Raw genomic sequence first — 25,282 nt, forward strand, 5'->3', positions numbered from 1 at the left:
AAACCCTAAAAACCTAGCACAATTTGAGGTAGAATAGCCGCCTGTTTTTGCTAAGTTTATCGATATTTCATGCGCCTAAAATCTCTCAAGCTGGCAGGCTTTAAATCCTTTGCCAATCCTACGACTTTTACCTTTCGCCACGGTATTACCGCCATTGTCGGGCCAAACGGCTGCGGCAAATCCAACGTCATTGATGCCATTCGCTGGGTGCTGGGCGAAACGTCCGCCAAGCAGCTCCGCGGCGGGGCGATGAGCGATGTCATCTTTGCGGGCACGCAAGATAAAGCCGCCAAAAGTGTCGCCAGCGTTGAGCTGACCTTTGAGCATACGCAAGATGAGCAGACGGGGATTCGTCATGAGTTTAATCTCTATCACGAGCTGTCTGTCCGCCGACAAGTAAATTTGGATGGCCGCTCGGACTATTTTATCAATGGCACGCGTTGTCGTCGCCGTGATGTGGTCGATGTGTTCTTAGGTACAGGGCTTGGCGCACGCAGTTATGCGGTCATCGAGCAGGGTATGATTGGGCGTATTGTTGAATCTAGCCCGCTGCAGTTGCGTGAATTTATCGAAGAGGCGGCTGGCGTTTCGCGCTATCAAGCGCGCCGTGAAGAGACGCAAAAGAAGCTTGAGAAGACGCAGGATAATTTGACCCGTCTGCACGACATGCAAAGCGAGCTGGTCAGTCAACAAAAGCGCTTGTCTAAGCAAGCGGCCAGTGCCGAGCGTTATGAAGAGCTGGCATTAACGCTTGCTGATATCAAGCAGCAGCTTGCTATTCAACAGTTATATCAAGCAAAGCATAATCAGCAGCAGCAAAAAGTTGCCCATGAGCGCAGCGCTAATGAAGTTGCCATATTGCAAGCCAGTTATGACACGCTAAAAGCCAAACAAGATAAGCTTGTTGCCCATATCAATCAAGAACAATGGCTCAAAGACGATGCGCAAAGCAGCCACTATCAGCAGCAACTAAGCTATCAACGAGCCGAGCATCAATTAGGCGATGCTAAATCACAATTAAACGTCATTGAACAGCAATTAGCAAGTTTAGAGCAGCAGCGTAATCAAGCAGTGAGCGAGATTGGACGCTTAAAAGCTGAGCAAGCCGAGCAGCAAAATGTCCTAGATGCATTGCGCCCGCAGCTTGATGAGCTGAGCAGTAAACGCGATTCGCATAAACGCAGCGAGCAACCATTGCAGCGCGCCTACCATGACGCGCAAAATAAGCTATCACGACTACAAGAAAAAGAACGTGCGCTTGAGCAGCAGCAAGCGATTAACAACCAAGCGCAAAAACGCCAGCAGCAAAACCATGAAAAATGGCAGCGCCGCCAGCAAAACTGGCAGAATTTGTGGCAGCAACTACAACAGTCACTATCACCAGTTAAAAGTGCTGATGGACGCCAAAAAATTGATGCAAGTAATTTACAGCACACATTAAATACGCAAGTGTCTGAGCTTAATAAACAGTTGCAGCAGATTGAACGTCAACAAGACAGTATTGATGAGCGATTAGCAGAGTTACAACCGCAAGCGCATGAGTTGCAGCAACGTTTGCACAAGCAGCAGCGTGAGTTGAGCGAGGATGAAAAACGTCATGCGGTATTGGCAGGTGAGTATGACACCTTGCATCAAATACTGCATCCGAAGCCGACATTTAAGCCACAACCGCAACCGCTTATGCATGCAAAAACTGAGGTAGAAAGTAGCCACGTCAATGGCTCTGTCAATAGTTATCATGAATTGGCCATGACAACCTTGCGCGAACAAATTGAGCTAAGCGCAAAAGGGCAACAATACGCAGAGTTATTGGATGTCGTATTAGCGTTATGGCTCGATAGCCATGTGTTATTTTCTAGCCAATCAAACACTGAAAAGCGTAATGATAACTTTCAAAAGATCGATAGTTTATGGCAAGTACTTGAGGCTGAATTAAAAGATTTATTTATTTATCAGACTACGCAAAATACGCTTACCAATAAAGAAAATAAATCGCAGATAGAAACAGGTCATAGCTTATGGCTACCTGCTAAGCAAAATGTTAAAAATTCAAAGCCATTTATCGGCAATTTGCCAGATAACTTAATTGATAAATTGCTGCCTTTATCAGAGCTTATTAGCGCACCTAACTTAGCGCTTTGGCAGCACTGCTATTTATACATTGCAGAGCCTAAAAACACTAACAAACAAAATTTTGAAGCGCTCACCAATACTTTAAAAATATTGCCATCATCCGCTATTTTACTGACCTCGGACGGCTGGATTATCAGTCGTCAGGGTACGATAAATCTTAGTAAATTTGCTGGCGGACAAAACGGACAAAATGATAGCCAATTCTTAAGCCAGCGTTTGCAGCAGCGTAATCGTCTGCAAGCATTAGAAGACTTGCTTGATGAGTTCGAGACTAAAATACAACATCAGCAAAAGGCGATTGCTGATAACCAACGCAGCTATGATGCACTGACCGTCAGCTTAGAAGAAACGCGCGCGCAAGCTGAGCAATTGACCCGCGATAAACACACCTATCAGCAACAGCTCATTACCGAGCGCGCCAATGCGGAGCGTCTACAAGCAGACAGTCAGCGCCTAAATGCTGACAAAGTAGCCCTTGAACAAGAGCAGCAAGAGCTAGAACAAGAGCAGCAAGCGCTAAATCTTGAGCAGCAACAGATACAAAATAAGATAGCAGCGTTGGCACCGCAAATAGCCGATGCGCGTACATTAAGTCAGCAATTGCAGTCCGAGCGTAGTGAGTTCGCTCGTACGAGGCAGGCGGATGATGATGCTTGGCAGGCATTGCAGCTGCGTATGCAGCAAAGCGAGATGCGCTTAGAGCATAGCGTGAGTGGTCTTGCACGGGAAAGCGAGCAATATGATAAATCGCTACAAAGCGAGCAGAGCTTAAAGGCGCGTCTTGAGCAGCAGCAAAACAAACTGCCAGCGCTGCAAGCAGCCTTACAAACCGCACAAACAGCGCGCGATAAACAGCAGGCGGTGTTAATAGAATGCGAAACAGCACTAACGGCGCTTAAAGAGGAATATAATCAGCAGCAGGGCGAGCTAGATAGCTTGCAAAATACCTTGCAAACGCAGCAAAGCGAGCTTGCCCATCTTGCGACAGAATTGGCACTCAGCGCCGCGCGTTTAGACGATGCCAAAAGCCATACGCAAGAAGCGCTAAATGCTTATGATAAAATCAGCCATAAATATCAAGCGCCATCGGAGATGTCGCAGCAGTCCCAGCATCAGCAACAAGTAATGAACGTATCAAACTTATTAGCGGACTTTATCGCTCATGATCGCCGTATACGTCCCGATAAAATTGCAGAATTAGAATCTGAATGTGCGAAGCTTGAGCAGCAACTAAGCAAAATTGGCGCGGTCAATCTTGCCGCCGTGGCAGAATTGGCGGAGGTGAATGAGCGCTTGGAGCCACTTGCGCAGCAAACAGCCGATATTGCTGCGAGTATGGAGACGCTGACGGAGGCGATTGCTTCAATTGATGAAACCACCAAGACGCTATTTATGCAGACGTTAGAGGCGGTCAATAACGAGCTTGCTAGTTTATTTGCCAAAGTCTTTGGCGGCGGGCAAGCAAGCTTAACGTTAAATTTAGAAGATATGCCTGCTAATGCGCCAAAATCAGAACAATGGCGGGCAGGGCTGACGTTGATGGCACAGCCAAAGGGTAAGCGCAATAGCCGTCTTGCGGTACTGTCAGGTGGTGAAAAAACGCTCACCGCGCTAAGCTTAATTTTTGCCATCTTTAAGCAGCATCCCGCGCCGTTTTGTGTGCTGGATGAAGTCGATGCGCCGCTTGACGATGCCAACGTCGCTCGTTTTACCAGCTTAATAAATGAGCTAGCAGATGATTTGCAGTTTATTTTTATCAGCCATAATAAGCTGACGATGCAAATTGCGGATGAGTTAAAAGGCGTCACCATGCCAAGCGCGGGTATTTCTACTTTGGTCAGTGTCTCACTTGATGAAGCAGCACGTTACCTTGCTGATTAAGAGCAGCGCTGTATAGCAAAAATAGTGATAACGGCTAGCAATGGTCAGTGGTATAGTTAGGGCTGGATTTGCTGGACATAAAGTCACGCAAGTAGCCGGGCAAGTAGTTAATGAAGGCTTCGGGACCCATGATAAACGCTGACTATATGGTGACGATATGCATTAGCCGTGCTAGACTATTGCCATTTCTTCATACTTGTGCCTTCCCTTTTGTCAGATATTAGGATGTATTTCTCATGACCGCTATCCAGTTTATCTTGATCGCCATTGCCGCATTTATCGTGCTTGCAGGGCTGTTTATGGTCATTCGCAGCTTTAAACGGCGCAAAACTGCTGAGGCTGCCGCGGTCAATTATGATAAAAACGGTATCCCTATCATTCCGCGTCATGAGCGCAATATCGTCGAGCAGCCAGACTTGGACGATACGGTGGCAGGCGAAACCAGTATCGCCCCTGACCGCAGTTATCTCAATGCCGTCGTTGAAGACGAGCCGTTGACCCAAGCCCATGCCAATAATGATGCGCAGCCAACAGCTAAAAGTAGTGAAGCGCGCGAAGATAATAGCCATACGCTAGATGGCGCTGACTATGCGCGCTGGCAAGAAGAGCAGCAGCGTGCGGATGATAGCGAGTTTGCAGAAGTGGCTGAGCAGATGCATATCGAGCAAGAGCCGGACGCCTTTTCAAGCCTCATGTCAGCAACCGACAGTCTGATGCCAGTCATTGATACGGCAGACGAGCCAAGCTTTGATAATAATAGCCCGATACTTGACCAACATTTATCAGAGCCGGTTGACGAAGCGCAAAACGGTCCGTTAATCAATGCCAAAGACAATATCAATATCACCATCTTGCCGCACCAATACCGCGACCGTCCAGCAGCGGTGATTCGGGGGCGTGATTTATTGGCGCTGGTTGATAAATATGGCTTGCGTTATGGGGCGATGAATATGTTCCATCGCTATGAGCAAAAAGACGGCACCGGCATGCTATGGTTTAGTATGATGGGCATTACGGATAATGGTATCGCGCCTTTTGACCCGCATAGCGTGGCGACCAATAGTTATAATGGCGTGGTGCTATTTTTATCGCTGCCGCATCCGCAAGCGCTGCGTAGCTTCGATAGCATGATGAGCATTGCGTATATGATGGCAAGCGATTTGGACGCTGTTATGCTTGATGAAGAAAACGACCCCATTACCCCAGAGTACAAACAGCAATTGCGTAATCAAGTTCGTGATTATGAAGGTTAAAGGTTAAAAATTATCGCTTAAAAGTGGTGATAAATATGCTAAAGGCAAATAGCGCTTACCGTTATTTGCCTTTTTAGTTTTTGGTTTATGACATTTCATTAACCCAATTTCCTATAAAATTTTATCCGGCCTTCTTGCAAACTTGTTATGATATCGGCATCTTGAATTGCAAAAAAAGACGCCGATTATGACTGATTCTACTTCACCGCTTAGCTCTAAAGACACCAATAAAAACATCAGTACTGCAAAACCTGCAGAAAATGATGCTGCTATCGTCACCCAAATGCGCACGCTTATCGAGGCTCTTAAAAAGCACAATTATGCCTATTACGTGCTCGACAATCCTATCTTAGAAGACAGCGAATATGATCAATTGCGGCGCTCTTTATTGGAGCTTGAAGAAGAATATCCAGATTTGGTGCAGCCAGACAGCCCAATTAACCAAGTTGGCGATACGCCGCTATCTGCCTTTACCCAAGTCAGGCATGATGCTCCCATGCTCTCGCTTGGCAACGTCTTTGATTATGACGAGCTGCATGGTTTTATGCGCCGCGTCAATGATCGTCTTAATGAGGCGCAGAAAAACCCTGAGTACGAGATGGAGTTAAAGCTAGATGGTTTGGCGGTGTCAATCAAGTACGAGTATGGTAAATTTGTGCAAGCGGTAACGCGCGGTGATGGGCAAACGGGCGAGGATATTACCCAAAATGCTAAGACTATTCGCAATCTGCCGCTTTGGGTAGCTGCTGCGGCTGATATTGAGCTGTTAGAAGTGCGCGGTGAAGTGCTGATGCCAAAAGCAGGCTTTGAGCGTTTAAACCGCTTAGCGGAAGAAAAAGGCGATAAAACTTTTGCCAATCCGCGCAACGCTGCCGCTGGCAGTTTACGTCAGCTTGACCCCGCCATTGCCGCTAGCCGTCCGTTAGCTTTCTATTGCTACTCAGTCAATCAAGGTTTACCTGAAACTATCGAAACTCAATCTGCCGCGCTAGCATGGCTAACAAATATCGGTTTTACGGTGAGTGCGGTCGAGATTGTGCAAAACCCGCGCGCAGCCCAAGCCTATTATGAGTCGATGATTGAAACCCGTAGTCAGCTGCCATTTGAGATTGATGGCATGGTGATTAAGGTAAATAATTTGGCCTTGCAGCAGCAGCTTGGCTTTTTATCACGGGAGCCGCGCTGGGCAACCGCCTATAAATTCCCCGCTGAAACGGTGATGACGCGCTTAAACGATATCGAATGGCAAGTTGGACGCACCGGACAAATTACCCCAGTTGGTAAATTAGAACCAGTCAAAGTCGGCGGCGTCACCGTCAGCAATGTCACCTTGCATAACTTTGGTGAAATTCAGCGCTTAGATGTGCGCGCAGGTGATATGGTCAGTGTCCACCGTGCAGGCGATGTCATCCCCAAAGTCACCCGCGTCTGGGTTGATCAGCGACCAACAGATTCAAATCCTGTTGAACTGCCAGCGTCCTGCCCCGTCTGCGACTCGCCTGTGGTGCTGCCCGAAGGTGAAGCCTTGGCGCGTTGTACAGGCGGCCTGTTTTGTCCCGCCCAGCAGACCGAAGCGCTGATTCACTTCGTTTCGCGCCGGGCGATGGATATCGATGGTTTGGGCGCCAGTTGGCTGATTAGCTTTTTTGAGCATGGTTTGGTTAAGACCGTCGCCGACATTTATCAGTTGCATAAGCATACGGATGAGCTGATTAATTTTGAAAAATTGGGCGAAAAGTCGGTACAAAATATCATTAATGCCATCGAAGCCAGTAAACAGACGACGCTTGCGCGCTTTATTTATGCGCTTGGTATTCGCGGCGTTGGTGAAACGACCGCGCAAAATCTTGCTCAGCAATTTGGCCACCTTGATAGCTTAATGGCAGCAGATATTGATAAACTCTTACAAACGCCTGACGTCGGCGCAATCACCGCTGAGCTTATCCATGAGTTTTTTCGCGCACCGCATAATATCGAAGTCATTACCGCCCTGCGCGAAGCGGGCGTGCACTGGGACAAGGTTGAGCAAGTAGCGTCAGCGGGACTGCCGCTCGATGGGCAAACGTGGGTCATCACAGGCGCACTCGATAGCATGGCGCGCGATGAGGCCAAAGCCAAACTGCAGGCCCTCGGAGCCAAAGTCTCAGGTAGTATCTCGGCAAAAACCACGGCGCTACTGGCAGGGGATAAGGCTGGCTCGAAGCTCACCAAAGCGGAAAAATTGGGCGTTAAGATAATGGGTGAGGAAGAGTTTTTGGCGTTGGTTGGTGAGAACCGTTAAAACAAAGCACTGCTTTGTTAGGTTCGCAAGAGGAAATTCCTTAAAGGGAATTTTCTAGGTAGGCTTATCTTTGATAACGCACTCGGTATTTATACAAGAGCAAAAGATAAAGATTAAAAAACATGGCCTCAGCATCGCTTGCTTTAATAGTGGGCAAATATGCGGGTCATGAGCCGTCTTTCTTTAATGGTTCACTCGGCGCTCGTCCCTCGCGCAAGAGCGAGAACTTTGCATACATTTGAGTAGGGTGCGCCCTACACCCTTGAATAGTATAGTAGAGTGAGTTAGCAATAGTGCAACCCACATCATTTTAAGTTCAAGACGTTATATCTATTTTAATCTGCTGAATAGATATGCTTATTACTCAAATAACAACCGTAATAGTCGCCACCGCCACCAACATATCGTATAACTTCACTTCCTCTAACTTGAAAAAAAGGATAGTCTCGTAAAGCATTTGCTTGAATTAATACTGTATCATATATAAGTACTAGTTTTTCTTTCAAACTGATAGCATAAACTAAGTTTAATATATGTAGAGCTGCAAATGAGTTTAGTAGGTTATCTAAATTAGCCTTTTTGAAGTTTTCAAGTCTTTGGTGCTTGACTGAATTATAGTCTTTCCACCAACCTTCATAGTTTGAATTTTTTTCTACGTCTTCATTACTTTTTTCTGTGTTAGCATTGTCAAATAAGATTCGAAAAGGTTGAAAGTCTAAGTCAAATCCGCTGATATTAAGCGTTAGAATGGTTTCTTCGATTTTGGGGAAATAGTCTTTAATCATCTTTATGTGATGACCTATGTTAGGCCTTTCGATTTTCTTTAGATGCAAATTATCTCTTATATGCTTAAATATACTATCTATTTCAGTACAAATTGCAAAATATAATTGCATATTTTTAAATGAGTAACTTTGAGAATTATCTTCATTGATAGCTATATATTCACTTATGTCCTTGAGAGATTTCTCTAAAGATAGGTAATGTAGCCAAAAAGGATTTGAAAGGTCTATAGTACATCTTTCTTGCATATTCTCAGTCATTTAATTGCCTTATTTTATAAGATTAATTACCCTTCTACTCCGCCACCTTCCCATGCGCCTTAACCTCACCCTTCTTACTATCCGGCTGAATCACGATAGGTAATACCAGTCCTTTAGCAAAGTCATCGGCCAGCACATAATCATAGCGACTGGCAGCGACATCAGGCGTGGTATGAATGATAAGTTTCATCTCTTTGTCATCGGTCAGCTCGTGCGAGGTGTAGTGCTCGCTAAGCTGATCGAGCACTTTTGACAGCGCTTCATTGCTTGCCATGCTCACGGTCAGATTGTGCTGCGCGGTGGCATTATCCACGCCGAAATACTCTGCATAATCACGCACGTTTTGGCTATCGATTGCAAATGGATAATTATACTCTGCAAGGTTGGCAGGTTTTTCACCGCTATCGACTGCTGACCAGTCGATAGTATGGACGTCTGCCGCATCAGACGTTGCGGTTGCAGCGGATTTATCGGCGCTATCAGAATTGTCAGCGCTATTATCGCAGCTCGTTAGTGCCGCCAAGCCTACACTGGCCATTATCATCATACTCATTAGGCGCTTAACCATCGACGTATCCTTTTTATTATTGATTATCATTTAGTTGCTATCAGCGCTATTTTGACAGCTTTCTTTTGGCTTCTCTAGCGAAATGAAGCAAAATACCTTTTCTTATTTTAAGAATATAAATGACGCACGTGCTTTCTATAAAACCCTCCAAACCAGCACGCATAAAAAAACAGCCATCATAAGATGACTGTTTATACTGTTTATCAAAGTGCTAAGTTTAACAATGATAGATTTATCATTACCAGTGAACGATTAAAACAAAATCATTATCTCCCTACCTGACAGTTTACTTGATATTCTTTGCCATTCGCCCATTTCATAGCAAGGATACCTTTGTCGCCTTTCATGTGCCACGCATAGACCACTTCTGGGTTTGATTCATTGACATAGCTTGCCGTAGCGCCTTGGACGCCGCCATTTAAAATGATTGGCTGGTCGGCCCAGTTTACTTTAGGTAGAGTCGCATTTAGCATGACTTGTTTTTTATTGATAGATTGTTTTGCCAAGATTTTGCCGTTATCGGTACAGGTATAAGGCGCCGGTGCCATACGGTCATAAGCTGCATCGGTGACGCTTTCTGAAGCAGGGGTTTTGTTTGGCGTAGCAGGGGCGGTAGTCGCACACGCGCTAAGGAGCGCTAGAGCAGGTAGGGCAACAGCAACTTTAGTTAGGGTATTCATGGCATTCTCCAAAAATGTAAAAATTCTCATGTATTTTTTTTAGCTATGCTTTTTCTAATCATGCGCTTTTTAACGACGCCTTATGCATATAGCGCCTATATTAACGAAAAGCCTTTCTCGAGAATGTTAGAAATTGTTTGTTACCTGTTCGCCAAGTTACGTAAACGCTGTCTAATGTAACGTTTTCCTTAACAGCTTTTGTAAAATAGCTAAGCCTAGATAATCCAAATGATTGATGTACGAAGAGATCAGTCTATTTCTTAAAAAAGATATAAAAAAGCGCCTATCCACTTATTAGTCGATAGGCGCCTTTTTGAATGTAGGCTTAGTTAAGATATGCCAATTTACCAGAAATTAACTATTTAACTATTTAGTCTTACGCGGCGGTAAGCCCGTATGCTGAGTTTGGAAGTTACCTTTACTGACTCGCTCGCCATTTTTACCCGACGTATTTTTACCCGACGTATTTTTACCCGACGTATTTTTGCCCGAGGTATTCTTTGCCGCGCTGGCACTATTTTTGCTACGTTTGACCGAGTCATTACCGAGGCGGCTATTCTTTTTACGCGCCGATTGATAGCTGTCTTGCGCCGCGTCGCGACCTTCTAAACTGGCGTTAAATGGCGGAATTAAGCAGCCGCGACCTTTACCAATCAAATCACTGCGTCCCATATCTTGCAGCGCTTTACGTAGCAAGCCCCAGTTTTTTGGATCATGGTAGCGCAAGAAAGCTTTATGTAGTTTACGCTGTTTACCAGATTTGACGATATCCATGTCGCCGCCCTCGCGGCTGACCTTGTGCAGTGGGTCTTTATGAGTATGATACATGGTGGTCGCAGTCGCCATTGGGCTTGGATAAAACGCCTGCACTTGGTCAGCGCGATAACCATGACTTTTTAGCCACAGCGCGAGGTTCATCATGTCTTCATCTCTGGTACCGGGGTGGGCAGCGATAAAGTATGGAATCAGATATTGCTCTTTGCCCGCCTCAAAGCTGTACTGCTCAAACATGGCTTTAAACTTATCGTATGAGCCCATGCCAGGCTTCATCATTTTTGACAAAACCGCTTCTTCAGAATGCTCAGGGGCAATCTTTAGATAGCCACCGACATGATGGCTGACCAACTCTTTGACATATTCAGGGTCTTTTACCGCCAAGTCATAACGCAAACCTGAGGCAATGAGGATTTTTTTCACGCCTTTAATATCACGCGCTTTACGATATAGCTGGGTCAAATTGCTGTGGTCGGTAATCAAGTTGTCGCAGACGTCAGGATAGACACAAGATGGCTTACGGCAGTTTTTTTCAATGGTTTCATCTTTACAGTTGAGGCGATACATATTGGCCGTTGGACCGCCAAGGTCGGAGATAACGCCGGTAAAGTTTGGCGCGGTATCACGAATCGCTTCGACTTCACGCAAGATAGAATCTTCTGAGCGGTTTTGAATAATGCGGCCTTCGTGCTCGGTGATGGAGCAAAACGTACAGCCGCCAAAACAGCCGCGCATGATATTGACCGAAAATTTAATCATATCATAAGCAGGGATGCGCGCGTCGCCATAGCTTGGATGCGGCAGACGCGCGTACGGCAAATCAAAAACGTAATCCATCTCTTCGGTCGAAAGCGGAATCGGTGGTGGATTGAGCCAAACGTCAATCGAGGTGTGCGAGTTGCCAGCGCCGCTACTATGACGCTGCACCAAAGCGCGCGCGTTACCGGGATTGGTTTCAAGATGCAAGATACGGTTGGCATGAGCGTACAACACTGGGTCAGCTTTGACGTGCTCATAATCTGGCAGGCGAATCACTGTTTGTTCGCGCGGCGGCATTTTTAGTTTATGCTTACGCGCGGTCATCGGTTTGTCTGTTTTTATCTTGTCAAAACCGCGCAATTGCACCACTTGTGTGTCTTCATCGACTTGGTCAGCATTTAAGACTTTATTGGTTACAGGTTCGGCGACAAAACCTTGATATTGTTTCGCATATTGCGCTGACATGCCTTGCCCAACGGGTGAAGCGCTAGTCTTATCTTGCTCGATTGAGCACTGATCAACATCTTCCGTCATTACATACGGGTTGATAATCGGATCAACACGGCCAACGGTATCGACATCATTACTGGCAACCTCGGTCATGCCCGCTTGCCAATGGCGACGGGTCGGGGTCAGTAAATACGCTGTACCGCGCAAACTGCTCATTTGCTCAAAGGTGTAACCTTTTGACAAACCATGCACCACATCGACGATGGCGCGCTCGGCATTTCCATAGAGTAAAACGTCGGCGCGGGCGTCCATCAAAATACTACGGCGGACTTTATCCGACCAATAATCATAATGAGCAATACGGCGCAAGCTGCCCTCAATGCCGCCCAAAATAATCGGCACATCGGGATAGGCTTCGCGGCAACGCTGGCTATAAACGATGGCGGCGCGGTCAGGACGTTTGTCCGCCACGTTACCCGGCGAGTACGCGTCATCGCTACGGATTTTTCGGTCAGCAGTATAGCGGTTAATCATACTATCCATGTTGCCGGCGGTCACGCCATACGCATAGACAGGTTTACCAAGTTCCATAAAGGCGTCTTTACTTTTCCAATCAGGCTGGGCAATGATACCGACGCGAAAGCCTTGCGCTTCTAATAAGCGGCCGATAATCGCCATGCCAAAGCTTGGATGGTCGACATAGGCATCGCCTGAGATGATGATGACATCACAGGCGTCCCAGCCCAAATCGTCCATCTCTTTGCGGCTCATTGGCAAATAAGGCGCAGGCTCATAGCAGCTCGCCCAATGTTTGTCGTAGTCATAAAGTGGTTTGGTGCCCTGTTTAAAGGCGGTGCGAGCGATGGTATCGGCAGACATGAGCGGACCTGTTAATAAGAAAATGGCGCTAAAAAATAGCCGTTATTGTCATTTATTAACAACGGCTGATTTAAAAGCGCTCATTTTAACATGAATTGCGCTCAGGATGTGATAAACGCTGAGAAAGGATTTACGATAAGTTATTGATAGCGTAAGGTAAAATATCTGATTTAATCGAGCAAAATTTTTGTGCCACTCTTGGTAAAATTCATCACAAACTGGCTTTTAAAGCTGCGCACGTTATTTTCGTAGGTGAGCAGCTTGCGCGTAAACTCATGATAATCATTCATGTTTTTGGCATTAACCATAAGCATAAAATCGGCATCGCCTGATACTTCATAGCAGCTCATTACCCGCGCCTGATCGTGCATCAAGCGTTCAAATCGATGCTGCATTGAGGTATTCGAGCGTGACATCTCTATCATCACCACCGCCGTAAGCCCGTAGCCGACCTTGTTTGGATCGACGATAGCGACTTGTTTGGTAATCACACCGTTGTCTATTAATGCTTGAATACGGCGCTGGGCGGTGGCAATGGAAACATGTACGTGTTCTGCCACCGTTTTTAACGGCAACGTCGCATCGTCCTGTAGCAAATTTAAAATGGCTTTATCGGTATCATCTAAGATATAGCTCACAGTATCCCATCCCTAAAGAATCACAGCGGTTTAAACATTATTATAAATATTACCGCATTTAACTTAATAATAAGAAAATAATTAGATAATGGAAATTATTTTGATAAATTTATTCAAGAATCTTTTTGTATAGAAATAATATTTCATAACACCTCAGTAAAATAGACGCTATTAATTAAAGCTTAGCAATCAAAACCTAGCAACGAAAGCTTACTAATAAATCCAGCTAGTAAAAATAAAAAAATAATCGCTAAACCTTCTAACGTCTATTTATATTTACGGTACTTATTATGTCTAATTCAACGCTATCTAATTTCTCTACTAATATGCTCGCAGCTACAGTTTCGCGCTTGCCGTTGCCTGCTGTTTGGACGGCAGGTAGCGCGCAGCAACGTACATTTATCATGGGCGTGGCCTTGGCAATATTATCAAACGTATTGTTTGGTGTGCTTTATGCCTATAGCAGTTTTTTAGCGCCGCTATCTGGCACGCAAGTTTTTATCTGGCGCATCTTAGCGATGTGGGTAGCACTCATTGGCTATTTGCTCATCAGTGGGCGCTTAGGTTTACACATTGGTAAGTTAAAAGCACTGCAAACGGTGAAACAGCGGGCATGGTTGTTATTACCAACGCCGATATTTCTCAGTCAGTTTTGGCTGTTTATGTGGGCGCCCGTCAATGGTCAAGGCGTGCAAACGGCGATGGGATATTTTTTATTTCCATTGATGATGGTGGTTTTTGGCTGCGTCTTATTTGGCGAAAAATTAAGCCGTCTCCAGTGGTTAGCCGTTGCCTTTGCTGCTGTCGGCGTGGGAAGTGAGATTGTGCGCACACAAAGTGTGTCTTGGGCGACGTTGTGGGTTTGCGGAATGTATCCTATTTATTATATTTTACGCCGCCTGCAAGGTATCGACGCGATTACAGGATTGTTGGTGGATTTGACCATCTTTGCTCCCTTTGCAGTAGCTTATTTATTTTTGTTTGCGCCGAGCAGTTTAGGATTGGTTGGCGGCTCTGGCTTTTTTATCATGATGCTGGCAGGTTTAGGCGTACTTAGCGTGCTAGCGATGAAAACCAATGTTGATGCCAGTCAAATGCTGCCCGTGAATGTCTATGGCATGATGAGTTACTTAGAGCCAGCGTTATTGTTTATCTTAGCAATCACCGTCTTGGGCAATCCGTTTGAATCGGCGATGGTTTATAGCTATGGTTTGATTTGGCTAGGAATTGCTTGCCTAATTGTCCATGGGGTCCGTCAATTACGCCGCGCGCATAAAAAGACGCAAATTAAAGAAACAGCTCAAACGCTTTAAACGTTGCTGCGCTAAATTAATAAGTTCAATTTAACAACCACATAAAAAAGGACGCTTCAACATTATGCTGAATCGTCCTTTTTGCGTTAGATCAAAATCAATTGCTTACAATACCTTTTAATCCAAATGCTGCTTAAAGCCGCGCTGCTTATCACGTTCCCAGTCGCGGTCTTTTAACGTTTTACGCTTATCGTGCTGTTTTTTACCGACGGCAAGCGCAATCTGGCATTTCACCAATGAATGTTTCCAGTAGCAAGATAATGGCACGCAGGCATAGCCTTTTTGATTAACCGCGCCCATGAGTTTTTCGATTTCGCGGCGATTGAGCAGCAGCTTACGGGTACGGATGCTATCTGGACTGACATGCGTTGAGCTTGAAAGTAGCGGCTGAATATGCGCGCCAAACAAAAAAGCCTCGTTATTACGAAAAATAATATACGCTTCGGTAATGGTCATTTTGCCGGCACGAATGGCTTTAACTTCCCACCCTTGTAGCTCAAGCCCTGCCTCAAAGGTTTCTTCAATAAAATACTCGTGACGCGCCTTTTTATTGGCACAGATTTGATTATCGGGTTTTTTTGATTTTTTTGACATAATTTCTCCATAAGGACTTTTATATACGTGGTTTGTATAACTTGTCCCTGTCTAACTGTTCCTCATCCTAGCCCTTTAATACAGATATTTTTTGCCTATGAAGAGGGATGAGTCGAACCGACTATTGTAGCAAAGCGCACGGCGAAAAGGTAAATCGGCTGTTAGGACAAATGTAGCAGATAAGTAGGAAGTTTGAGCAAAATTTGCTAGCATATGGGTCATTATCAGCAACCTTATTAGCCTTGTTATGAGCACTTCTGCTACTTCTTCAAAATTGCATACCAAGATTTTATATCCTGGCACCTTTGATCCCATTACCAACGGTCATGTCGACTTGGTTAAACGCGCCACAAAATTATTCGATGAGGTGGTGATTGCCGTTGCCTCTGGCCATCATAAAAAGCCACTGTTTGATTTCGAAGAGCGCGTGCATTTGGTCGAAACGGTATTTACTGATTTACCGCAAGTGTCGGTCATTGGTTTTGAAGGCTTGCTGGTCGATTTTATGCGCGAAAAAAACGCCACGGCGGTGTTACGTGGTTTGCGCGCGATGTCAGACTTTGAATATGAGTTTCAGCTTGCCAATATGAACCGCGAGCTTGATGAAAACTTTGAAGCAGTGTTTTTAACCCCGTCGCAAAATTATTCGTTTATCTCGTCAACCATGATTCGCGAAATTGCCAAGCTTGGCGGTGACGTGACAAAATTTGTACCACCTTGCGTCTCAGAAGCCTTTATACAAAAACTTGGTAAGTAATATACAGTAACTAATATTCAATTTAATGGTGAATAACAGACGTACTCACTTATTATCAGCTGCTAGCAAATAAGGAGCAGTTTATGGCGTTATTAATTACGGATGAATGCATCAATTGTGATGTCTGCGAGCCTGCTTGCCCAAACGAAGCCATCTCAGAGGGCGATGATATTTATGTCATCGATCCAAATTTATGCACCGAGTGTGTCGGCCACTTTGATGAGCCGCAGTGCGTGGTGATTTGTCCTGTCGACTGTATTCCGCATGACCCAAATCATATCGAAACTGAGAGCGATTTATTAGAAAAATACAAGCGCATCACTGGTAAATAAAACATGACGATAACGCAATCTTTAACGAGCAATCTTCCAGCGAACGACTTTGACCAACAGCACCTTTGGCATCCCTATGCCAGCTTGCCGCCTACTTATCCAAATATCGTGATTGACCATGCCGAAGGCGTTTATATCTTCACCGAAGATGGTACGCGCCTGATTGATGGGATGTCGTCATGGTGGGCAAGCGTGCATGGCTATAATCACCCAACGCTCAATGCAGCGATGATGGCACAATTGGGCAAAATGGCGCATGTGATGTTTGGCGGCTTAACCCATCAGCCGGCGATAGATTTGGGTAAAAAACTGCTTGCTATCGTACCAAAAGGCCTTGAGGCCATATTTTATGCCGACAGCGGTAGCATTGCCGTCGAAGTGGCGCTAAAAATGGCGCTGCAATATCAAATCGCGGCGGGGTTTGCACAAAAAAATCAGTTTGCTTCAACGCAATCAGGCTATTACGGCGATACATGGCACGCCATGAGCGTCTGTGATCCCGTTACGGGCATGCATAGCCTCTATGGTCAGCAATTGCCGACGCAGCATTTCGTCTCTGCGCCGCCGTTGGGATTTGAGCGCGAGATTACCCAAAGCGTACGTGAAGAATTAACGGCATTTTTTGCTAAATATAGCCATAAGCTTGCCGGATTTATTATTGAGCCGATTATTCAAGGCGCAGGCGGGATGCGCTTTTATAGTCCGGAATATTTGCAGCTATTACGGCAATTGTGTGATGAGCATAACGTGCTATTGATTGCCGATGAAATCGCCACTGGCTTTGGGCGTAGCGGCAAACTGTTTGCTTGCGAGCATGCTGGTATCAGCCCTGATATTATGACCATTGGCAAAGCACTGACGGGTGGCTATATGACCTTTGCCGCGACCTTGTGTACGCGCAAGGTCGCCGATACCATTCACCACAGCAAGTATCCGGCGCTTATGCATGGTCCCACTTTTATGGGCAATCCTTTAGCGTGCGCGGTTGCTTGTGCATCGATTGATTTAATTTTGTCCTACGACATCGAAGCACATACAGCAAATATGCAAGCTATCATGGAGACGCAGCTTGCGCCTGCAGCGATGTTGGCTGGTGTAAAAGAGGTACGTTGTTTGGGCGCCGTTGCTGTGATTGAATTGGATGAAGCGGTTGATATGCCGACTTTTCAAACATTGCTCATTGAAAATAGCATTTGGGTGCGACCGTTTGGAAAACTGGTTTATATCATGCCGCCTTATGTGATTAGCGATGACGAGCTGTCGACGTTATGCCAAGCGCTTTTAGACGTGGTGCGCACGTATTTAACCATGCAAGAGCAAGGTTAAAAACAAGGATAAATTAACTCATGAGCGTGTTATTTATTTCAGGTATTGATACCGACATTGGCAAAACTTATGCGACGGGTATGTTGGCAAAGGCGCTCATGCAGCAAGGCGTGAATGTCATCACCCAAAAGCTGGTACAAACAGGCGTTAGTGTCAATTCAGACAATGGCGAGATGAATATTGCTGACGATATTATTGTTCATCGTCGATTGATGGGTATTTCGCTACAACCTTGTGATTTTGACTTTACCACTTGTCCGTATCGTTATGAGAAGCCCGCATCGCCGCATTTAGCGGCTAAGCTTGCTAGCAGCGTTTTAGAGCCTGACGTCATTACTAAGTCTACACAGCAATTGCAACAAAACTACGACGCGGTGCTATTAGAAGGCGCAGGCGGATTACTGGTGCCAATGACCGAGCAATTATTAACCTTAGAGTATATTGCTCAAGAAGGCTATCAAGTTATTTTGGTCACCTCAGGGCGACTTGGTAGTATCAATCATACCTTGCTAAGTTTAGAGGCGATTAGGGCACGTGGTTTAACGCTGCATAGTGTGATTTATAACCATATACATGATCATGCTGCTCAGACGGATGCTGAGATCGCTAATAGCACGATTGATTTTTTACAAAATTATTTAGCACAACATTATCCAAATACCCACTGGTTAACGTTACCTGTGCAAGAAGAGAATGGTTCTAAGAGTAGAGATTTCAGCCTTCCTAAAAACTTTGTTTCATGCTGGCAAAAATAAGCCGAAAACACTTTCCACACCTTATACTAATTTTGTTATACTAGCGCGCTTGGTAGACTAGGCGATCGCCGCTGCACACTGGCAACAGTTGGCGCAGGGGAGGAAAGTCCGGGCTACATAGGGCAGCGTGCCAGCTAACGGCTGGGCAGGGTAACTTGACGACCAGTGCAGCAGAGAGAAGACCGCCCCGCGTAAGCGAGGTAAGGGTGAAAGGGTGCGGTAAGAGCGCACCGCGTGGCTGGTAACAGTTCACGGCATGGTAAACTCCACGCGTAGCAAGACCAAATAGGCATCGGCATGGCGCGGCCCGCGTTCGATGCGGGTAGGTTGCTTGAGCGTATCAGCGATGATGCGCCTAGAGGAATGATCGTCCACGACAGAACCCGGCTTATCGGTCTACCAACTTTTTTATGGTTCGTTTTTATCGTTAATTGAGCGAATATTTGCTAGGAATTTGAATAAAATTCGCATTTTTTGCAAAAAACAATAATTAGGGGTTGACGATAGTCATCTCTATCGGTATTATACCGAGCCTTAAATGGCGATGTAGCTCAGCTGGTTAGAGCGCACGACTCATAATCGTGAGGTCAAGAGTTCAAGTCTCTTCATCGCCACCATATTTAGTAAGACCAGCAGTATTAAAAATGCCAATCATTATTTGATTGGTTTTTTTTTGCCTAATTTTTATCCATTATCTATCGCTGTCTGCGCACTTTATCTTGTCCCTTAGCGAGCAAATATTTTGGTAATTTTATCGCGCTTGATTCACATCATGCACTAAGCAACATCTTGCTAATAAAATCGCCTTACTTTAGCGCGGAAAACTGCTAGAATACTCTCACATGCCTGCGCCTATTTATAAGCTCACTGTTTGGGTTAAGAAGCATTGAGTTAATAAACAGGATAAGCGCCATGACTTTTAACGAGATACGATAATCTCGTCACTTATGACTCAGATATCGGTGTATTGGCTGATGTAACGTATAAGTGAGCATTCTATTGATTCTACCTGACAGTATAGTATTTACTAACAGCATATATTTTCGTTATTCAATCCTCCATTATTTAGTAGGCGCTTTGTGACTGCATTAGCCAATATTCGTAACTTTTCTATTATTGCCCACATTGATCATGGCAAGTCGACCCTTGCCGATCGTTTTATTCAGATGTGCGGCGCCTTGCAAGATCGTGAGATGCAGGCGCAAGTACTTGATTCGATGGACATTGAACGTGAGCGTGGCATCACCATTAAAGCCCAGTCCGTAACCTTATTTTACGATCATCCTAATGGCGAGCGTTATCAGCTAAACTTCATTGATACGCCCGGCCACGTCGATTTTTCCTACGAAGTATCGCGATCATTAGCGGCTTGTGAGGGCGCGCTATTGGTCGTTGATGCGGCGCAAGGCGTGGAAGCACAGTCGGTTGCCAACTGTTATACCGCCGTTGACCAAGGCCTAGAGGTGATGGCGGTCTTAAATAAAATTGATTTGCCACAAGTCGAGCCTGAGCGTGTGATTCAGGAGATTGAAGACATTATTGGGATTGATGCCGTTGATGCGCCGCGCGTCTCGGCAAAATCTGGTCTTGGCGTTGATAAATTGCTAGAAGCCTTGGTTGAATTTATTCCAGCGCCAACGGGCGACCGCGATGGTCCGCTACAAGCGTTGATTATTGATTCATGGTTTGACAGTTATTTGGGCGTGGTCTCACTCGTGCGTGTCTGTGAAGGGACAGTGAAAAAGGGTGATAAAATTTATATCAAATCGACCAAAGAAGCCCATTTGGTCAGCTCGATTGGTGTCTTTACGCCAAAACCTTTAGAAACGGGAATTTTAGAAGCCGGTGAAGTGGGCTTTATCATTGCTGGTATTAAAGACATCGCGGGCGCGCCAGTGGGCGATACGATTACCCATGCCAAAACGCCTGACGTGGACCGCATCCCTGGTTTTAAACAGGTTACGCCGCAGGTTTATGCAGGTATGTTCCCAGTCGATGCCAACGACTTTGAAAAATTCCGTGAAGCGCTACAAAAGCTACAAATTAATGATGCGTCCCTATACTTCGAGCCTGATACCTCTGACGCGCTCGGCTTTGGTTTTCGCTGCGGCTTTTTGGGTATGCTGCACATGGAGATTATCCAAGAGCGTTTAGAGCGCGAATATGACTTGGATCTCATCACCACCGCGCCGTCGGTTATCTACGAGATTGAAAAGAAAAATGGCGAGATAATCTATGTGGATAATCCGTCAAGATTGCCTGAGCCAAATAACATTGAAGAGTTCCGTGAGCCGATCGCGCGCTGTCAGATTTTGGTGCCGCAAGATTACTTAGGTAACGTCATGACGCTGTGTATCGAGCGCCGCGGCGTACAGGTCGATATGCGCTTTATGGGCAAACAAGTGCAGCTGATTTTTGATATTCCGATGGGCGAGGTGGTCATGGACTTCTTTGACCGCTTAAAGTCCGTCTCACGCGGATTTGCATCGCTTGATTATAACTTTGAGCGTTATCAAGTCGATAAATTGGTCAAGGTTGACGTGCTCATTAACGGTGATAAAGTGGATGCCTTAGCAATGATTGTGCACCAAGATCAAGCGCGCTTCCGTGGCAATCAGCTGGTCACTAAAATGAAAGAGCTGATTCCACGTCAGATGTTTGACGTAGCAATTCAAGCGGCGATTGGCAGTCAGATTATCGGTCGTAGTACGGTGAAAGCCATGCGTAAAGACGTCCTAGCCAAGTGTTATGGCGGCGACGTTTCGCGGAAGAAAAAGCTACTCTCGAAACAAAAAGCCGGTAAAAAACGCATGAAGCAAGTAGGTAACGTAGAGATTCCTCAAGAAGCCTTCTTAGCCGTCTTGCAGGTCGATAATTAGACGCTCCTTATCTTGTAAAAGGTAAAAAAACAGCAATATTTATCCCAGCAATATTTAACATAGATAGCTTTAACGCAAAAGTAGTTTGATTATCAGCTCGTTAATAGGCAAATTCGTATGGATTTTGATTTTAATTTAATTTTAGTGCCATTAACCATCGGCTTAGGTATTATTTGGCTATTAGATAAGCTGACGCTCAAACAGCGTAAAACAAGAGGTCGCGGTAAAGAAAGCCTGCTGGTACGTTGGGCATATGATTTTTTCCCCGTATTGGCGGTGGTGTTAATTGTACGCTCATTTTTGATTGAGCCGTTTAATATTCCCTCATCATCGATGGTACCAACGTTATACACGGGCGACTTTATCGCGGTGAATAAGTATGCTTATGGCGTGCGTTTGCCGCTGACTTATAATAAGGTGCTGGATACAGGCGCGCCTGAGCATGGCGATGTGGCGGTTTTTCGCTACCCTGAAAACCCAAGTATTTATTATATCAAGCGTGTGATTGGTCTGCCGGGTGATACGGTTAGTTATAATCAAGGGATGCTTGCAATCAATGATGTACCGGTTCCTACCAAAGCGGTAAATTTTGATGCCGATGCCGAGCTAACGTCACAGCTATATCCAGCAGGGCAAGTGGCACCAGGTCAAGTATTGACTGAAGATCATGCTATCCAAATGGGACAACAAGAAGAAGGCCAAGCAAAGTACTTTGAAGAGAGGCAAGGGGATAATAAACACTTGGTTCGCTACTTGGCTGATATGAACAGCTCGCAGTACGCACCATTTTTACAGCAAGAATCACCAGAAGTGGTCAGCTCTGAAGGAACGGCATGGCGTATCAGTGTGCCAGAAGGTCATTATTTTGTGATGGGCGATAACCGCGATCGCAGTGCCGATGGACGTTTTTGGGGCTTTGTTCCTGATGATAATTTAGCAGGGAAGGCGGTCTATATTTGGATGCATAAACCACCAGGTCTGAAATTACCGACCTTTAAACGCAATGGTAGTATTGATTAGCCCATTTAGATGTCCACCGATTGAGATGAGGACACAGCCTAGTATAATCGATGTGCTAAAGATTGATTTACCGATAATAGTTTGTGCTAATATTATGGCTATTCAATAAACCGCCAGCTAGTTTATACATATCAAATAAAAAACTTGATATTAAATGATATCAAGTGTTATTAAAAAGATAGTGGTTAAAAATGTCGCGGTTTACCTATAGCAAACTACCCCTTGAGAGGTCTTATGGTACAACAGTTATCTGGTCTGTCTTCGCAGCGCGGCGCTAGTGTGACTAGTGTCGTTTTTATCATTATTGTTTTGGGTGTGGCGGCTAAATTGATAGTTGCGATAGTTCCTGCGCAAATTGGCGACTATCAGCTGACGAAAACTTTAAGTGCACAGCTTAAAGAATCCAATGCCAATAAAGAAACGGCCAAGCAGTTTGTGGAGCGCGTGAATAAGCAGCTGTCCATTAACGCTGATTACGATACGAAAGCAGAAGAAGTGTTTACCTTTACCGATAAAAAACCAGGTCAGCTGGCTATCCATAAACAGTATGAAACTACCAATAACTTTTTTAGTAATATTGATATCGTTAATCGCTTTGAAGGCGACATTGATCCAACCACCGCCGAATGATTCACTTTTTAAATCATAGAAAAGTAAAGTCTGTTCCTTGGCATCAATTTTTTAGAGCTTTTTTAAAGCTGTTTTAAAACACCATCATTTCGTATATTTATTAATGAAACAAAAGGGATAATCACAAACCACGCATGAAACCAACTTCGCAGTATCCTCAGACGGTACCTAATCCCCATAAAAATAGCGTGTCTGATGACGCGCTTATTATTAGCTCAGAATTTATTCAACGGTTAGCGGTATTGTCGCGCAAGTTGGGTTATGTGTTTAATGATTTAAGTTTGCCGAAGCTTGCGCTTACTCATCGCTCCTTTGATAGTAAGAAAAACTATGAGCGCTTGGAGTTTTTGGGCGATGCGCTATTAGGCATGATAATCGGTGAAGCTTTGTATCATCGTTATCCGGCGCAAAACGAAGGCCGCTTAACGCGCATGCGGGCGACTTTAGTACGGCAAGAATCGTTGGTTATTATTGCACAAAATCTAGAGCTTTCTAATCAATTGATACTAGGCGTTGGTGAGCGCAAAGGCGGCGGGCGCAATCGTGCCTCTATCTTGGCAGATGCTGTAGAGTCGTTGATTGGCGCCATTTATTTAGACAGCCAAGATATGGATATTACCCGCGCTTGCGTGCTATCGTGGTATGGTGATCTCATAGACAACGTGAGTGATCAAAAAGCGCTAAAAGATGCCAAGAGCCGTCTACAAGAATGGCTGCAGTCCAAGCAGTTTGATTTGCCGCATTATGAACTGATGGAAACTCGCGGTAACGCCCCGCATCAAATTTTTGTGGTACGCTGTCAGGTCAATATTAATAATTGCCCTGATATTATTGAATCTGGCGAAAGTCGCCGTATCGCTGAGCAAAAAGCGGCGGAACTGATGATTAATCAGCTGCATAAATTGCCAGGGCAGCCAAAAAGACGTACCTAGTTTTTTAAAGTTAATTTTTAAAAAAACATTTTCCCTAATAACAAATTCGATGATTTCAATGAGTCGTTTTTTGAAATAACTCATACTTTTAACATGATCAGTCTTATGCCGCTTTTATTTCAACGACTATCAAGCGCCATGACTGATGACAACCTCCATAGGATTAACCCATGAGCAATCACAATGACTTGTCATTAAATAATGAAGATAATGCCAAAAATATGACCGAAAACACAGACATGAATTCAAGCCAAAATATGGCTGAAGCAAATGATGTTGCACAAGATAACGTTAAGAAAAATAACGCTAGATTAAATGATTCTAAGCTAACTGTTGATAAGCTAAACGTTGCTGGCTTGGAAGAGGAAACTTTAGAAAACCAAGCTTTAGAAAACGATACATTAGAAAATGATTTGACCATCGAAGAATTCTTTTCACCAAATAACAGTAAGCCTATCGTTGATGACTTTAGAGCGGGCTATGTTGCCATTGTTGGTCGTCCAAATGTGGGCAAATCAACCTTAATGAACCACTTGTTGGGTCAAAAACTATCTATCACGTCGCGCAAACCGCAAACCACTCGTCACCGTATCCACGGCATTTTGTCTAATGACGAGATGCAGGCAGTTTTCGTTGATACCCCAGGCATTCACCGCAAGGAAGTGCGCGCTATCAATGAGCGCATGAATAAAGCTGCCATCTCGGCGCTGGTCGATGTTGATTTGGTGCTATTTGTCGTTGATTCTGACCAGTGGCGCGATGATGACTTATTAACCCTGCAAAAACTTAGCGATACCAATCTGACCGTAGTATTGGTAATTAATAAAGCCGATACCTTAAAAGATAAAGGTAGCATGTTACCGCTGATTGAAACGTTTAACGAAAGCTTTGATTTTGCTGATATCGTCCCTGTGTCGGCGTTAAAAAACCAAAACCTAGATCGCTTGCAAGAGGTGATCGCATCGCATTTGCCAATCGCTGACCCTATTTATGATAGCGAGCAAATCACCGATCGCTCAGAGCGCTTTTTAGCCAGTGAAATCATCCGCGAAAAAATCATGCGTAGTGCCGGCGACGAAGTGCCATACGACTTAACGGTACAAATTGATGGTTTTAAAGACGAAGCCGCCCATACTGACCCAAAAACAGGTCGTCGGCGCAAAGCTTGTACCTTTATCGATGCGACCATTTATGTCGAGCGCAGTGGGCAAAAAGCTATCGTCATTGGCGATAAAGGTCAGCGTATCAAGCAAGTTGGCATGGATGCGCGTAAAGACATGGAACAGCTGTTTGATAAGAAAATTATGCTAACGTTGTGGGTAAAAGTAAAACGCGGTTGGTCTGATGACGAGCGTGCTTTGACCAGCTTAGGATATTAATAGCAATTAAAAAAGCACGGCGCGCA

At 45.0% G+C, this 25,282-nt stretch carries 19 protein-coding genes, 1 tRNA gene and 1 other RNA gene; 15 read left to right on the top strand and 6 right to left on the bottom strand.

Annotation, left to right across the window (positions count from 1 at the left end):
• Window positions 1–69: 69 nt before the first annotated feature.
• The 3 genes from B4240_RS10745 to ligA all read left to right on the top strand — a co-directional run bounded on the left by B4240_RS10745 (window position 70) and on the right by ligA (window position 7,548).
• On the top strand, window positions 70–4,014 hold the full coding sequence (locus B4240_RS10745) for an AAA family ATPase (protein ID WP_296239109.1): 3,945 nt from the start codon (window positions 70–72) through the stop codon (window positions 4,012–4,014).
• A gap of 236 nt (window positions 4,015–4,250) precedes the next feature.
• Window positions 4,251–5,267, top strand: coding sequence for a cell division protein ZipA C-terminal FtsZ-binding domain-containing protein (locus tag B4240_RS10750; protein ID WP_296239110.1), 1,017 nt, complete (start codon window positions 4,251–4,253; stop codon window positions 5,265–5,267).
• 187 nt (window positions 5,268–5,454) lie between these two features.
• Window positions 5,455–7,548 (top strand): NAD-dependent DNA ligase LigA, encoded by a 2,094-nt coding sequence (gene ligA, locus B4240_RS10755; protein ID WP_296239111.1) that lies wholly within the window; start codon window positions 5,455–5,457, stop codon window positions 7,546–7,548.
• 335 nt (window positions 7,549–7,883) lie between these two features.
• Here ligA and B4240_RS10760 read toward each other — a convergent pair whose 3' ends face one another.
• The 5 genes from B4240_RS10760 to B4240_RS10780 all read right to left on the bottom strand — a co-directional run bounded on the left by B4240_RS10760 (window position 7,884) and on the right by B4240_RS10780 (window position 13,339).
• The gene (locus tag B4240_RS10760) at window positions 7,884–8,591 is read right to left on the bottom strand and encodes a hypothetical protein (RefSeq protein ID WP_296239113.1); all 708 of its coding nucleotides are present in this window, start codon (window positions 8,589–8,591) and stop codon (window positions 7,884–7,886) included.
• A gap of 34 nt (window positions 8,592–8,625) precedes the next feature.
• Window positions 8,626–9,159, bottom strand: a complete 534-nt coding sequence (locus B4240_RS10765; RefSeq protein WP_296239115.1) for a hypothetical protein — start codon at window positions 9,157–9,159, stop codon at window positions 8,626–8,628.
• A 266-nt stretch (window positions 9,160–9,425) separates the two neighbouring features.
• Window positions 9,426–9,839: a hypothetical protein gene (locus tag B4240_RS10770; RefSeq protein WP_296239117.1), complete on the bottom strand. Its 414-nt coding sequence runs from the start codon at window positions 9,837–9,839 to the stop codon at window positions 9,426–9,428.
• 366 nt (window positions 9,840–10,205) lie between these two features.
• Window positions 10,206–12,701: a YgiQ family radical SAM protein gene (locus B4240_RS10775; protein ID WP_296239119.1), complete on the bottom strand. Its 2,496-nt coding sequence runs from the start codon at window positions 12,699–12,701 to the stop codon at window positions 10,206–10,208.
• Window positions 12,702–12,871: 170 nt separating this feature from the next.
• Window positions 12,872–13,339, bottom strand: coding sequence for an Lrp/AsnC family transcriptional regulator (locus tag B4240_RS10780; RefSeq protein WP_296239120.1), 468 nt, complete (start codon window positions 13,337–13,339; stop codon window positions 12,872–12,874).
• 290 nt (window positions 13,340–13,629) lie between these two features.
• On the opposite strand from B4240_RS10780, the gene rarD reads away from it, so the two are divergent.
• Entirely contained in the window at window positions 13,630–14,652 is a 1,023-nt protein-coding gene (gene rarD, locus B4240_RS10785; protein ID WP_296239122.1) for an EamA family transporter RarD, read from the top strand.
• A gap of 117 nt (window positions 14,653–14,769) precedes the next feature.
• On the opposite strand, the gene smpB is transcribed toward rarD, so the two are convergent.
• Window positions 14,770–15,246, bottom strand: a complete 477-nt coding sequence (smpB, locus tag B4240_RS10790; RefSeq protein ID WP_296239124.1) for an SsrA-binding protein SmpB — start codon at window positions 15,244–15,246, stop codon at window positions 14,770–14,772.
• 247 nt (window positions 15,247–15,493) lie between these two features.
• Between smpB and coaD the strand changes: the two genes are divergently transcribed.
• From coaD to era, 11 genes are all read left to right on the top strand, one after another.
• Window positions 15,494–16,003 carry a pantetheine-phosphate adenylyltransferase gene (gene coaD, locus B4240_RS10795; protein WP_296239127.1) on the top strand — a complete coding sequence of 170 codons (510 nt, stop codon included), beginning with the start codon at window positions 15,494–15,496 and terminating at the stop codon, window positions 16,001–16,003.
• Window positions 16,004–16,086: 83 nt separating this feature from the next.
• Window positions 16,087–16,335, top strand: a complete 249-nt coding sequence (locus tag B4240_RS10800) for a YfhL family 4Fe-4S dicluster ferredoxin (protein ID WP_296239129.1) — start codon at window positions 16,087–16,089, stop codon at window positions 16,333–16,335.
• A gap of 3 nt (window positions 16,336–16,338) precedes the next feature.
• Window positions 16,339–17,661 (top strand): adenosylmethionine--8-amino-7-oxononanoate transaminase, encoded by a 1,323-nt coding sequence (bioA, locus tag B4240_RS10805; protein WP_296239130.1) that lies wholly within the window; start codon window positions 16,339–16,341, stop codon window positions 17,659–17,661.
• 20 nt (window positions 17,662–17,681) lie between these two features.
• Window positions 17,682–18,416 (top strand): dethiobiotin synthase, encoded by a 735-nt coding sequence (gene bioD / locus B4240_RS10810; protein WP_296239131.1) that lies wholly within the window; start codon window positions 17,682–17,684, stop codon window positions 18,414–18,416.
• A gap of 49 nt (window positions 18,417–18,465) precedes the next feature.
• Window positions 18,466–18,823, top strand: an RNA gene (rnpB, locus tag B4240_RS10815) — RNase P RNA component class A.
• 133 nt (window positions 18,824–18,956) lie between these two features.
• Window positions 18,957–19,033: transfer RNA gene (locus B4240_RS10820), tRNA-Met, on the top strand.
• Between the two features lie 462 nt (window positions 19,034–19,495).
• Window positions 19,496–21,295: a translation elongation factor 4 gene (lepA, locus tag B4240_RS10825; protein ID WP_296239133.1), complete on the top strand. Its 1,800-nt coding sequence runs from the start codon at window positions 19,496–19,498 to the stop codon at window positions 21,293–21,295.
• Between the two features lie 117 nt (window positions 21,296–21,412).
• Window positions 21,413–22,315 (top strand): signal peptidase I, encoded by a 903-nt coding sequence (gene lepB, locus B4240_RS10830; RefSeq protein ID WP_296239135.1) that lies wholly within the window; start codon window positions 21,413–21,415, stop codon window positions 22,313–22,315.
• 234 nt (window positions 22,316–22,549) lie between these two features.
• Window positions 22,550–22,945 carry a DUF4845 domain-containing protein gene (locus B4240_RS10835; protein ID WP_296239137.1) on the top strand — a complete coding sequence of 132 codons (396 nt, stop codon included), beginning with the start codon at window positions 22,550–22,552 and terminating at the stop codon, window positions 22,943–22,945.
• Window positions 22,946–23,079: 134 nt separating this feature from the next.
• Entirely contained in the window at window positions 23,080–23,877 is a 798-nt protein-coding gene (gene rnc / locus B4240_RS10840; RefSeq protein ID WP_296239139.1) for a ribonuclease III, read from the top strand.
• Window positions 23,878–24,047: 170 nt separating this feature from the next.
• Entirely contained in the window at window positions 24,048–25,256 is a 1,209-nt protein-coding gene (gene era, locus B4240_RS10845) for a GTPase Era (protein ID WP_296239141.1), read from the top strand.
• Window positions 25,257–25,282 lie beyond the last annotated feature (26 nt).

It is taken from the genome of Psychrobacter sp. UBA5136, assembly GCF_002414005.1.
In the GTDB taxonomy this organism is placed as follows: Bacteria; Pseudomonadota; Gammaproteobacteria; order Pseudomonadales; family Moraxellaceae; genus Psychrobacter.